We start from the raw sequence: 12,739 nt of genomic DNA, 5'->3' as shown, positions 1-12,739 counted from the left end.
CGGATGGACGATCTTCTTTTGCTGGAAGCGCCGTCCGGCGGCCAGATCGGTTATCGCACACTCGGCGACGCCGGCGAGTGGCTGGTACTGATCCACGGCTGGTGCGGCAGCGCCGCCCACTGGGACATTATCGGGCCGGAGCTGGCCCGGAACTTCCGGGTTCTCGTGCTGTCCCACCCAGGCTTCGGCGGCACGGCGCCGCCGCCTGCCGGCGGGCAGACAATCGCAGCCATGGGTGCGGCGGTCGCCCATGTCCTGGCCCACCTCCACATTTCAGGCGCTATCCTCGTGGGCCATTCCATGGGCGGCCCGATCGCCACCGAGACGGCGATTGCCGCACCGGAAAGGATAGCCGCAGTGCTGGGACTTGATACCCTGTCCGACCGGGATTACTACGGGCGCGTGCCGGATGACGAAATCCGCCGCCGGCACGAAGATTTCCAGGTCGATTATCCCGCCCGCATGCGGGCAATGGTCGATATGATCGTCGATCCGGCGACACCGGAAGCGACGCGCCGGGAGATCACCAGGGGCATGCTGGACGCGGCGCCGGAAGACTTCGCGCTGGATATCAAGGACGACCTTTTCGCCTGGAATGCCGAGGATCGCTGGCCATTGGTGAGCTGCCCGAAAATGCTGCTGAACTCGCCTTATGTCGCGCGCCTGGCGCATCCGAACCCGATGCCATGTTTTGCCACAACCCTGATCGCCACCTACGATTCCGGCCATTTTCCGATGGTGGAAGCGCCGTCGATGATTGTGGACAAGATCAGAAGTTGTATCGCCAGCTTGGTATACTAATTATATAATCCTGAATGCAGCAGAGAAATAAACGTATATGCGCCCAACCAAAACCCGATTGATCGTCAGCAAGGCCGACATAGGAGCATTTGAATTGAACCAAGATACGGTTCGCATGTCCAATGTTGTCCCGACACGCCAGGCCACGCGATCGGACGAGTTGCGGGACCATCTCGAAGAGATGATCCTCGATGGCCGCCTGGCTCCCGGCGAACGGCTGGACGAGATGGAGCTGTCGCGCCAGTTCGGCCTGTCGCGCACGCCGGTCCGCGAAGCCATCAAGTCTCTGCTCGCCATCGGCCTTATCGAAACGCGCGGCCGACAGGGCACGCATGTCGCCCTTCTGTCGATCCCCGCGATCATCGAGATGTTCGATGTCATGGCCTCCCTCGAGGGCCTGTGCGCCAAGCTGGCCGCACGTCGCGCGACGCCGGCCGAGCGGGCTGCCATGCGGGCGGTCCACGAAGAACTCGTCAAGGCCTGCGAAGCGGGCGATCCTGTGAATTTCTACAAGATCAACCAGCAATTCCATGACCTGCTCTACGACGCAGCCCATACGCATTTCATCGCCGAACAGGCAATTCAGTTGCGCCGCCGGATCGGCGCTTACCGTCTGCGCGCCACCTACCAGCCCGGGCGTATGCTTGGAACACTCGCCGAGCATGTGCGTATCATGGACGCGATCGACGCGGGCGACCCGGACGCGGCACAGAAGGCCGCCAGCGATCACGTCCAGCTTCTGGGCGATCAACTGACCGATTTCATCTCGTCGCTACCGCAACGCATCGGGGTTGCACAATAGCGGATGCCCCAGCCTGTGCGACCGATCCCAGCGCGCATAGTCTTGCAGCACCAACAACTTGAATTCCGTTGCGACAACCTAGTTTGACCCGGAACCGCATAATCTCGATCCATTCGCCTTGGATCAAGCAGGAACGTATCCGATAACGTTGCTGGAGCAGTCACCCGAGGGAATGAGACGCCAGGGCATAGACGACGGCTGCGCCATTCTGCCCAGTGCCATAACTGGCGGCTTCCTGGGTCACCATGGTCTTCACCGTGTTGTGGACGGTCAGGCCGCATTGCTGGACAAAGCGTGCGAAGGCGCCCGTATCAAAATGGGTGTCGATGCGCAGAAAACCGCCGGCATGGGCAACCACATGCGGATGAGCCACCCTGACGGCATCCGCGTCACATGTCGCAACCACCGGCCCCACCACATGTCCCCGTCCGAAACGGCGGCGCATCGAATAGGCCCTTAGCCGCTGCCCTTCATAGAGGCCGTAACCTATGGAACTGTCGAACAGTCGCAGGAGGTGCTGGCGGCGGGCCGATCCGAAAGCCGGCGCATCGAGATCGATGACGGCGTCCAGGTCGGCGCGATCCAGCCGGCGCAGGGCAAGCCCGGCCTCGATTGGCGCAAGCGGCGCCGGCGCAAGCGCGGTCCCCTGGCACTGATAGACCGTACCCTTCGGGATGAAGCCAAGCGACATATAAAGCCGCCGGGCTTCGCGCGTGGAGTTGAGCCGGGTACGATCGTGGCCGCAATCGGCCATGATACGCGTCATCAGCCATTTCGCCGCACCGTTGGCCTGCAGCCTCGGCGAGGTGACGAGCATGCCGAACGTGGCGAAGTCTTCCCCGTGCGGAAACCACATCGCGGAAGCGCCGACACGGCCGATTTCGTCCAGCGCGACATAGCCTTTCCCGATGTCGAGCAGATGCTGCCAGTCCGCAGCTCTGTGCGGCCAGCCGACGGAGATCGACAGGGCCTGCAACTGGGAGATTTCGACATTCGCGACATCGGCGATGCGCATCTCGAAATTCTCGACATTCAAGGTTCTTGGTAATTCACTATCCATCATTCATCCAGCCGAGATGGTATATCCTCCTCCGGGCAAACCACCCGGATCTCCCGGCCGTCATATTAGTCGAGGTTCCGCGATACATTTCACTGCCGAAGCGAGGCCGAACACAAGATTTGACTGTATCGCGCTCACTTTCGGCAGCCATTGGTTTCTTATGCCTCTAACTTTGATTTCCAAGATTGGTTCGCATGCGCCGCAAAAGCAAGGCACGGCGGATACGGGATAACCGCTTTTGGAGGCGGAAACGGTGATGATGCGCCCCTTGGAGATCCTGGAAAAGCTGGTCAGCTTTCCCTCAGTGGTCGGCACGCCCAACGGCGATATCGTCGAATGGGTTGCCGGCTATTTGCGGTCCCTCGGCATTGTCGCAACTATCCTTCCCGGGCCGGAAGGCGACAGGGCAAATCTTTTCGCCACGATCGGCCCGGCCGACAAGCCGGGTTACATTTTATCGGGCCACATGGACGTCGTGCCCGCCGCTGAGGCTGGCTGGGATAGCGATCCCTTTGTGGCGAGAGCAGAGGGCGGCAAGCTCTACGGTCGCGGAACCACTGACATGAAGGGTTTTCTGGCGGCGGCTCTCGCGGCGGTCCCCGCGCTTCTTGAGAGCCCGCTTTCTCGTCCGATCCATCTTGCCTTCTCCTACGATGAGGAAGCCGGTTGCCGTGGGGTTCCCCATCTTCTCGCACGCTTGCCGGACCTTTGCGCCCCGCCGCTCGGCGCGATCATCGGCGAACCGAGCGGAATGCGCGCCATTCTCGCCCATAAGGGAAAGGCGGCGGCGCGGGTGACGCTGAAGGGCCGTTCGGGCCATTCCTCCCGGCCGGATCTCGGCCTCAATGCGATCCATGCCATGACAGAAGTACAGCAGGCCGCGATCTCAGCCGCCATCGAGCTTGCACAAGGACCGTTGGAGACGGAATTCGAGCCGCCTTACTCCTCCCTGTCGATCGGCACGATCAGTGGTGGCCAGGCAGTCAACATCATCCCTGAACTCTGCAGCATGGAGTTGGAGGTGCGCGCGATTTCATTGGCTGATCCTCAGGCGCTCCTTGCCCCTGTGCGGACGGCGGCCGAAGCTTTGAGGGCGAAGGGTTTCGCCGTCGATTGGCAGCTTCTCAGCAGCTACCCGGCGCTCCTGCTTTCTCCGACCTCTCCCCTCGCCGGCCTTCTGAAGGAGCTCACCGGGATCGAGCCCCTTGCCGCCGTCAGCTATGGAACCGAGGCCGGTCTTTATCAACAAGCCGGCGTTGATGCGATCATCTGCGGACCGGGCGATATCGCGCGCGCCCACAAACCAAACGAATTCATTCTGGCGAGCGAACTGACCGCCTGCCAGGCGATGATCGAAAAACTCGGCCGGCATTGCCGCGTAGAATCCTCACTCCCAGGGACCGGATCCGAACGATGACCTTTCTCTTCAACTCCGATGCGACCCGCGGCCAAATTTTCAAGGATGCATTCGCGCGAGACATTCCCGACCTGGCCTTTTCGATGGATCCAGGGTCGGTGGACCCCGATCAGGTGCGCTATCTCATCACCTGGACCGTTCCGGAAAACCTGGCGCGTTACAGCAATCTCGAAGTCCTGTTCTCGACCGGTGCCGGTATCGACCAGTTCAAGTCCGCCCGTGTGCCCGACCACGTCAAGATCGTCCGCATGGTCGAGGAGGGCATCGTGCGGATGATGCAGGAATACGTGGTTCTCGGCGCCCTCTCGCTCCATCGCAATCTGCCGGCCTATCTGCAGCAACAGAAAGCCGAGGTCTGGAAGGTTCTGCCGCAGGCGCAGGCAGGCGAGCGTCGCATCGGCGTGCTGGGGCTCGGCAATCTGGGAAAGGCCGTGCTTGAGCGGCTGATGCCCTTCGGCTTTCCGCTGTCGGGCTGGAGCCGGTCCGCACGTGAGATCGAGGGCGTCAGGTGTTTCTCCGGCGAGACCGGTCTGGAGGCCATGCTGGCCGAGACCGACATACTCATCTGCCTTCTGCCACTGACCGAGGAGACGCATGGTTTTCTCGATGCCCGGCTTTTCGCCAGGCTGCCGAAGGGCGCTGGGCTGGTCCATGTCGGTCGCGGCCCGCAACTGGACCAGAATGCGCTTCTCGCGGCCCTCGACAGCGGGCAAATATCCGCTGCCGTGATCGACGTCACCGATCCCGAACCGCTGACGCCGGCCCATCCCTTTTGGCACCACCCACGGATCCTACTGACCCCGCATATCGCCAGCATCACCCAGCCCCACACGGCCGCGCGTGCGGTTATCGACAACATCAAGCGGCTGCGCGCCGGGCTCGATCCGATCGGTCTCGTCGACCGACAGCGCGGCTATTAAGTACTCAACTTCGAAAGGAAATTCATGTCACTTCTCAAGACCATCGACCCGAATCCGTCTTTCACGCCGCGCGAAGCGGTCCCGACGCCGGAACGGCTGATCTCGGGCAACCCGCAGTTCAAGACCTGGGCGCAGGACGAAGCCCATGGAGAACTCGTCCATACCGGCGTTTGGGAAGCCACGCCGGGCCTGACGCACTCGATCAAGGGCCAGACTTTTGAATTCTGCCACATCATTTCAGGGGTAGTGGAAATCACCCCTCAGGATGGCGAGCCGGTTGTCTACAAGGCGGGCGACAGCTTCGTCATGAAGCCGGGCTTCGTCGGCGTGTGGAAAACCATCGAAACCGTCCGCAAGATCTACATTACCGTCACCCCCTAAGGGTGACGCGGCCGGCTGCCGAACAATACGCTGTAAACCGCGGCCAAAACGGATTTTTCCGCCGCCGCCGCTCCGTCTACCGGATCAAGCTGTTCAGCCGATCCGGTAGCATTCTCGTAAAGTGACCGGAGGTGCGCCGATGAGCCTGAGTTTCGATCCTGACAGCCTGGCCCTGCCGATGGGACATTTCATCGGCGATCGACTGGTGGCGGCCAAAGGCGCCATCGCGATGCACCGGCCGTCCGACGGCAAGGCTTATGCCGATTGCCCGGTTGCCGACGCCGATCTCGTCGATAAGGCGGTGCAGACGGCGAAAACAGCCTTGAAGCAAAGCAACTGGGGTGGCATCCGTCCGCGCGAACGTCTCAAGGCCCTGCATCGCTGGGCCGATCTCATCGAACGGAATGCCGTAGAACTGGCAAAGCTGGAAGCGGTCTCCTCGACCCGCCCTGTCGGTCATCTGGTCGATGGCGACATTGCCATATCGGCCGAACAGATCCGTTTCTTTGCCGAATTCGCCGACAAGGAAAGCGGTGATCTCGTGCCGACCGACGACGGCAATCTCGGCATGATCATGACGGAGCCTTACGGCGTCGTCGGCGCCATCACGCCCTGGAATTTTCCGATCAACATGGCCGCGTGGAAGCTCGGTCCGGCACTCGCCGCCGGCAATGCCGTCGTACTCAAGCCGTCCGAGATGACGCCCTTCTCGACGCTCTACCTCGCGGAGCTTGCCGTGCGGGCCGGCATGCCGGCCGGGCTCATCAACATCGTGCTCGGCGACGGCATGACCACAGGCAATGCGATAACCGGCCATCCCGATATTGCGAAGATCAGTTTTACCGGGTCCACCCGTGCCGGATCGGCGATCATGGAAAATATCGCCCGCACCGGCATCAAGCCGATGACGCTCGAACTTGGCGGCAAGAGCCCGCAGATGGTCTTCGCCGATGCCGATATCGACCGGGCGGCAGCCGCCGTGACCGCAAGCATTACCAGCAACGCTGGACAGGCCTGCGTTGCAGGATCGCGACTGGTCGTCGAACGAAGCGTTGCTCCCCGACTGATCGAGACCATCGTGAAAAAGATGCAGGGCGTCGTGCCCGGGCCGACATGGGATGCGGCAAGCCAGTATTCGCCAATCATTTCCGACAGACAGCGCCGGCGCATCGACGACATCATTGCAGCCTCCGTCGCTGCCGGTGCCGAATGCCTGACGGGAGGCCGCCCGATGGACGCGCCGGGATACTTTTATTCGCCGACCCTCATAGCTGGCATCGACCAAAGTTCGCCTGCGGTCGTCGAGGAGATTTTCGGCCCGGTCCTGACCCTGCAGACCTTCGAGGATGAGGAAGAGGCAATGAGCCTCGCCGACCATCCAAGCTATGGGCTTGCCGCGGGGCTCTTTACCACCGATCTTTCGCGCGCCATCCGCCTTACCCGCCGGCTGCAGGCCGGCACCATCTGGGTCAACCGCTATGGCCGCTCGCGTGACCACATCCTGCCGACCGGCGGCTACAAGCAGTCCGGCATCGGCAAGGATCTCGGCCGGGAAGCATTCCAGGCCAATCGCAAGAGCAAGAGCGTCTTGATCAGCCTTTGAGGACATAAGAACATGACATCATACAAGATTGCCCTGATCCCCGGCGACGGCATCGGCGGCGCCATGGTTTCTGCCGCTTGGTCCGTGCTGCAGAAAGCAGCCGGTGCGCATGGCTTTGGTCTGGAAGGCACGAATTTCCCGTGGTCCTGCGCCTTCTACAAGGAAACCGGCGCGATGATGCCGGCGGACGGTATCGAGACGCTGCGCGGCTTCGACGCGATCCTGCTCGGCGCCGTCGGCTGGCCGGCGGAAGTACCGGATTCAGTTTCGCTGCATGGCCTGCTGCTGCCGATCCGCAAGAGCTTCGTGCAATACGCCAATATCCGCCCTCACCGCCTGCTGGCCGGTGTCGAAGGTCCGTTGAAGGCAACCGCCTTCGATATCCTATGCATCCGCGAGAACACCGAGGGTGAATATTCGGGTGCCGGCGGCCGCATCCATCAGGGTACGGCTGACGAAGTGGCCGTTGAAACCTCGATCTTCACCCGCAAGGGCGTCGAACGCATCCTGCGCTTTGCTTTCGAGCAGGCCCGTTCGCGACGCGGCAAGCTCGCCTCGGTGACGAAGTCGAACGCCCAGAAATATTCCATGGTCTTCTGGGACGACGTCACGAAAAAGCTTTCGGTTGAATATCCCGATGTCGAAGTGACGAGCTATCATATCGACGCCATGGCAGCTCGCATGGTGATGGCGCCTGAAACGCTCGACGTCGTGGTCGCTTCCAACCTGTTCGGCGACATACTCACCGATCTCGGCGCGGCGATTCAGGGCGGCCTTGGCTTCGCCGCTTCCGCCAATATCAATCCCGAGCGCAACGCCCCGTCCATGTTCGAGCCGGTGCATGGTTCCGCTCCGGATATCGCCCACCTCGGCATTGCCAATCCGATCGCCACCGTCTGGTCGGGCGCCATGATGTTCGACCATCTGGGTGAAAAGGAAGCCGCCGCCGCCGTCATGAAGGCGATCGAGACCGTCACCGCAAGCGGTGTTGGCACCGTTCCCGGCAAGGACAGGACTGACGCTATCACCGCAGCCCTGCTCGCTGCACTCTGAACATCGTACCGAAGGACCCGACACATGCTGAAATTGAAGCTTCCCTCCCTGTTCCGGCAGGAAGGTCTGATCGGCGGCAACTGGGTCGCCTCCCGCGCCGGCAAGACGGTCGACGTCCTCGATCCAGCCAGCCAGGCGGTGATCGGAACCGTTCCCGACATGGGTGGCGATGAGACGCGGGCTGCGATCGAGGCCGCGAACAAGGCCTATCCGGCGTGGAGGAAGAAAACCCATGCCGAGCGCGCCGCGCTGCTTGAAACCTGGTACGGCTTGATGCACGAGCATCTCGAAGATCTGGCCTTGATCCTGACCACGGAGCAGGGGAAGCCACTCGACGAAGCGCGCGGAGAAATCCGCTACGGCGCCTCCTTCGTCAAGTGGTTCGCCGAGGAGGCCCGCCGCATTGGCGGCCAGACCATTCCTTCGCCGACGCCCGACCGCCGCATCATCGTCTTGAAGGAGCCGGTGGGCGTCTGCGGCATCATCACGCCGTGGAATTTTCCGAACGCGATGATCACCCGCAAGATCGCCCCCGCACTTGCCGCCGGCTGCACCGTCGTCGTCAAGCCTTCGGAATTCACCCCCTATTCGGCACTGGCCCTCGGCGTTCTGGCGGAAATGGCCGGCATTCCGGTCGGCGTCGTCAACATCGTCACCGGGATGCCGAAGGAAATCGGCAACGAGATCATGGCCAACACGACCGTGCGCAAGATCTCGTTTACTGGCTCGACGCCGGTCGGCTCGCTGCTGATGCGTGGTGCCGCCGACAGCGTCAAGCGGCTGTCGCTCGAACTTGGCGGCAATGCGCCCTTCATCGTTTTCGACGATGCGGATCTCGACCTCGCCGTCGAAGGTGCGATCATCTCGAAATTCCGCAATGGCGGGCAGACCTGCGTCTGCGCCAACCGAATTCTCGTGCAGGCGGGCGTCTACGATCGCTTCGCCGAGAAGCTCACCGCCCGGGTGAATGCCATGAAGGTCGGCCCCGGGACCGAGCCGGGCGTTTCGATCGGCCCGATGATCAACGATGCCGCAATCGCCAAGATCAACCGTCATGTCGAGGATGCGCTCGCCAAAGGTGCGGCGATCGTCACGGCCAAGGCCGATCTACCGCCCGGTCGCCAATACACGGCTCCGATCGTACTGACCGGTGCGACAACCGACATGATGCTCGCCGGCGAAGAGACGTTCGGCCCGGTCGCGCCCCTCTTCCGGTTCGAGACCGAGGAAGAGGCCATCGCGATTGCAAACGGCACGCCGTTCGGACTGGCCGCCTATTTCTATACCGAAAGCCTGAAGCGAGCATGGCGTGTCGGAGAGGCGCTGGAATTCGGCATGGTCGGATTGAATACGGGCCTGATCTCGACGGAAGTCGCGCCCTTCGGCGGCGTCAAGCAATCGGGTCTCGGCCGCGAGGGATCGCAGCTCGGAATCGAGGAATATCTGGAAGTTAAGGCTTTCCATATCGGCGGGCTCAACTGAGCCCGCTTTCCAAGGCAAACTACGAAACAGAAAACTAGATGCGATCACACCCAGTTTCTGTTTCAGATGATAGTGAAAGTCCTTGTTACTGGACCTTGTCGAGCATCTTGTAATAGAGCCCGACGAAGGGCAGGAACCAGGGCTTGCCGAAATGACCCGGGACTGCCGGCCATTCCAGATCCCTCACCGGATTTCTGTCAGGCCTGCCAAGGATCGCGTCGGCGATCGTCATGCCAAGATGGGTGGACAGTTGCGCACCGTGGCCGGAATAGCCCATCGCGTACCACAACCCGTCATGATAGCCGGCGCGCGGGTAACGGTCCTTGGTGATATCCACGAGGCCACCCCAGCAATAGTCGATCTCGACATGCGACAGCTGCGGGAAGATGCGCGTCAGGCTTTCGCGAAGGATTGCACCGCTCTTGGCGTCCGAGCGTTGATCCGAGGTTGCCGAAAAGCGCGCGCGGCCGCCGAAGATCAGCCGGTTGTCGGGCGACAGGCGCCAGTAGTTGCCGATATTCATGCTGTTGACGCAGGTACGGTTACCCGGCATCGTCGAGGCGATTTCCTGGTCCGTGAGAGGCCGCGTGGCAATGATGAAACTGCCGACGGCCATGATGCGGCGGCGGAAATAGCCGAAATTCGGCGTCGTATAGGCGCCGCTCGCCATCAGCACATTGTCCGCCGTAACCACGCCTTTTGCTGTTTTCAACAGATTGCGGCCGCCCGATTTCGAGATGTCGGTGACTGTCGCCTTCTCTGCGATGATCGCACCGTGCCGTTTTGCCGCTTCGGCGAGGCCGACGACATAGCGACCCATATGCATCATGGCGCTTTTCTTCGACAGCATGGCGCCGTGGAAGGGCGAGCCGATCTCCTCCCTCAGATCTTCGGGGGAGAGCAATGCCGTATCCGGATCGACTTCCGCGTGAACCGCTTCGAAATTCTTCGCGAGCCCCTCGAAATGCTGCGGCTTCGAAGCAAGCTTAAGCTTGCCGGCGCGGCGAAAATTGCAGTCGATGCCTTCCTCGGCAATGATCGCTTCCAGCGTATCGATCGAGGCGTCGAGCGCCTTGTAAAGGGCGATCGCCCGCTCCTTGCCCAGCTCCTGCTTGGCCGAGAGGTAGCTGTGGGCAAGACCATTGTTCAAGTGACCGCCGTTACGGCCCGAGGCTCCGAAGCCGACCGTTTCCGCCTCCAGCACGATGACCTTCGCGCCGGCCATGGCAAGCTGCCGTGCCGCACCAAGCCCGGTGAAGCCACCGCCGACGACGGCGACGTCGTAGCGACCTTCGATCGGCCCTTCCACGGCGCCCGCAAAACGGGGCGCCGTATCATGCCAGTAGGAGACGTATTCCATCGGCTTTGCGCCTTTCCGTTAGAGACCGACCACGCCGGGCAGGCCGGAAATGTCGGAGATTTCCGTATAGCCATAGAAGGGATTGCCCGGCTCGTGACCGCGGTTGACCCAGATCTTGTTCTTGATGCCGAGATCATGCGCCGACATCAGGTCGTAACGGAAGGACGACGAGCAATGCAGTATATCTTCCGGGCCGCAGCCGAGCATGTCGAACATGTATTCGAAGGCTTGGAAGCGCGGCTTGTAGGCATTGGCCTGCTCGGCCGTATAGACAGCATGGAAAGGTGCGCCGAGCTTGGCGACGTTGGACGGAATCTGGTCGTTCATCGCGTTCGAAAGGATGACGAGCGGGATTTCCTTGGCGACCTTGGCAAGACCGGAAGGAACGTCCGCATGCGGTCCCCATGTCGGCACGCGCTCATAGACCATCCTGGCGTCTTCATCCTTGAAAGCGACGCCGTTCGCCTTGCAGCTGCGCTCCAGCGAGTTATGGACGACGTCCGCATAAGGTTTCCAGTCGCCCATGATCTCGTCCAACCGGTAGGCTGCGAAATTCTTGATGAACTTCACCATGCCCGGCTCGTCGAGACGATCACCATAAAGATCACGCGCAGCTTCGGCCATCTGGAAGTTGGTCAGCGTGCCGTAGCAGTCGAAGGTGATGTATTTCGGGCGGAAGGTAGTCATGCGCTTGGTCCTTGCGTGATGGCCCATCGAGCCTTTCGGTTGACCACACGATCATAAAGCCGCTTCCTGCATCATCGCCGACTGATTTGCCGGAATCCGAAGCAGAAAGTTCCGTATCGCGGCGCCCGTTTGGCATTTGTTTGCGGATCGGAGCGTCCGGAGCCGCTTTCGGCGAGCTTCCAATGGCCTCGCTCGCCGCCGCGCGGCATAAGATGCGGTCATGCCCCGCTGCTTCGGCGAAAGATACCGCCGCAGACACCGCCTTCGGATAATCGTCCGGCCTCTTCGCCTCGAAACTTGAGGAAGAAACGGAGAGAATGGTCCATGCCAGTCGGGGACATCGAAACCAGACCTTTCGACATCGAGCACTTGGATGGCGCAGTTCACCTCTCGCGTGACGCCGGCTGGCCGCATCGCCGTGAAGACTGGCAGGTGGCGCTGCATTTGAGTGAGGGGGTCGTTGCCGTGGACGAGGCAGGCAAGGTGGTCGGCACGGCGCTGATGACACCCTACGGTAATGACTGCGCCACGATAAATATGGTGATCGTCGATTCCGGGCAACGTGGCCGCGGTGTCGGACGCCGGCTGATGGACGCGGCTCTCGGCCTCGGCGGCGATCGGCCACTTCGGCTGATCGCCACCTCCGATGGCCTGCCTCTTTATGAAAAGCTGGGTTTTCGAGCGACCGGCAAGGTGTTCCAGCATCAGGGCATTGTCGGCGAAGTGAAGATGCCGGATCAAACCGAAGCCGCTACCGCTGACGATCTTGCCGGGATAATCACTGTCGATCGCGAGGCTTTCGGGGCGGACCGTTCGGCCTTGATCTCCAAGCTGGCCGAAATCGGCGAATTCACCGTTATCCGCCGCAACGCCAAGACCGCCGGCTTCGCCTGCATCCGGGCCTTTGGCCGTGGCGACGTTGTCGGGCCGGTCGTCGCAGCCGACTTGGAAGACGCAAAAGCGCTTGTTGCGCATTTCATAAGCGGCCGGAGCGGTGCCTTTGTCAGAGTCGATACCGGCGATGCCGACCTTGCCGCCTGGCTTGAAAAACATTCGCTTGCCCATGTCGGCGGCGGCGTGGCGATGGCAAGGCCGATCCAGGACCGTCCCGCAAGCGCCCGCTTCAAAACCTTTGCCCTGGCCAACCAAGCCCTCGGCTGATCCGGAGACAAT

The 12,739-nt window shown here is 61.6% G+C and carries 12 protein-coding genes; 9 read left to right on the top strand and 3 right to left on the bottom strand.

Features of this window, described 5'->3' with window-relative positions:
- The first annotated feature begins 3 nt into the window (after positions 1–3).
- Both ACSQ8R_RS26450 and ACSQ8R_RS26445 read left to right on the top strand, forming a co-directional pair.
- The gene (locus tag ACSQ8R_RS26450; RefSeq protein WP_436256308.1) at positions 4–801 is read left to right on the top strand and encodes an alpha/beta fold hydrolase; all 798 of its coding nucleotides are present in this window, start codon (positions 4–6) and stop codon (positions 799–801) included.
- 115 nt (positions 802–916) lie between these two features.
- Complete coding sequence (locus tag ACSQ8R_RS26445) at positions 917–1,603, top strand: GntR family transcriptional regulator (protein ID WP_436256307.1); 687 nt, start codon at positions 917–919, stop codon at positions 1,601–1,603.
- Between the two features lie 160 nt (positions 1,604–1,763).
- Here ACSQ8R_RS26445 and ACSQ8R_RS26440 read toward each other — a convergent pair whose 3' ends face one another.
- Complete coding sequence (locus ACSQ8R_RS26440; RefSeq protein ID WP_436256306.1) at positions 1,764–2,666, bottom strand: GNAT family N-acetyltransferase; 903 nt, start codon at positions 2,664–2,666, stop codon at positions 1,764–1,766.
- A gap of 256 nt (positions 2,667–2,922) precedes the next feature.
- On the opposite strand from ACSQ8R_RS26440, the gene argE reads away from it, so the two are divergent.
- From argE to ACSQ8R_RS26410, 6 genes are all read left to right on the top strand, one after another.
- Positions 2,923–4,080: an acetylornithine deacetylase gene (gene argE / locus ACSQ8R_RS26435; RefSeq protein ID WP_436257289.1), complete on the top strand. Its 1,158-nt coding sequence runs from the start codon at positions 2,923–2,925 to the stop codon at positions 4,078–4,080.
- The gene (locus tag ACSQ8R_RS26430; protein WP_436256305.1) at positions 4,077–5,000 is read left to right on the top strand and encodes a 2-hydroxyacid dehydrogenase; all 924 of its coding nucleotides are present in this window, start codon (positions 4,077–4,079) and stop codon (positions 4,998–5,000) included. Before argE ends, ACSQ8R_RS26430 begins: the two co-directional genes overlap by 4 nt.
- Before the next feature lie 24 nt (positions 5,001–5,024).
- Entirely contained in the window at positions 5,025–5,381 is a 357-nt protein-coding gene (locus ACSQ8R_RS26425) for a cupin domain-containing protein (RefSeq protein ID WP_436256304.1), read from the top strand.
- A 139-nt stretch (positions 5,382–5,520) separates the two neighbouring features.
- Entirely contained in the window at positions 5,521–6,984 is a 1,464-nt protein-coding gene (locus ACSQ8R_RS26420) for an aldehyde dehydrogenase family protein (RefSeq protein ID WP_436256303.1), read from the top strand.
- Between the two features lie 12 nt (positions 6,985–6,996).
- A complete protein-coding gene (locus ACSQ8R_RS26415) occupies positions 6,997–8,037 on the top strand; it encodes a tartrate dehydrogenase (protein ID WP_436256302.1) in 1,041 nt (346 codons plus the stop codon).
- A gap of 24 nt (positions 8,038–8,061) precedes the next feature.
- On the top strand, positions 8,062–9,519 hold the full coding sequence (locus tag ACSQ8R_RS26410) for an NAD-dependent succinate-semialdehyde dehydrogenase (RefSeq protein WP_436256301.1): 1,458 nt from the start codon (positions 8,062–8,064) through the stop codon (positions 9,517–9,519).
- A gap of 85 nt (positions 9,520–9,604) precedes the next feature.
- Here ACSQ8R_RS26410 and ACSQ8R_RS26405 read toward each other — a convergent pair whose 3' ends face one another.
- Both ACSQ8R_RS26405 and ACSQ8R_RS26400 read right to left on the bottom strand, forming a co-directional pair.
- Entirely contained in the window at positions 9,605–10,879 is a 1,275-nt protein-coding gene (locus ACSQ8R_RS26405) for an NAD(P)/FAD-dependent oxidoreductase (protein ID WP_436256300.1), read from the bottom strand.
- An 18-nt stretch (positions 10,880–10,897) separates the two neighbouring features.
- On the bottom strand, positions 10,898–11,566 hold the full coding sequence (locus tag ACSQ8R_RS26400) for a haloacid dehalogenase type II (RefSeq protein WP_436256299.1): 669 nt from the start codon (positions 11,564–11,566) through the stop codon (positions 10,898–10,900).
- Positions 11,567–11,890: 324 nt separating this feature from the next.
- Here ACSQ8R_RS26400 and ACSQ8R_RS26395 point away from each other — a divergent pair, with 324 nt between their 5' ends.
- Positions 11,891–12,727 carry a GNAT family N-acetyltransferase gene (locus ACSQ8R_RS26395; RefSeq protein WP_436256298.1) on the top strand — a complete coding sequence of 279 codons (837 nt, stop codon included), beginning with the start codon at positions 11,891–11,893 and terminating at the stop codon, positions 12,725–12,727.
- Positions 12,728–12,739: the final 12 nt, after the last annotated feature.

The sequence above is a fragment of the Neorhizobium sp. LjRoot104 genome (genome assembly GCF_964253725.1).
Classification (GTDB): Bacteria; Pseudomonadota; Alphaproteobacteria; order Rhizobiales; family Rhizobiaceae; genus Neorhizobium.
This window is presented reverse-complemented; position numbering and strand designations above follow the sequence as displayed.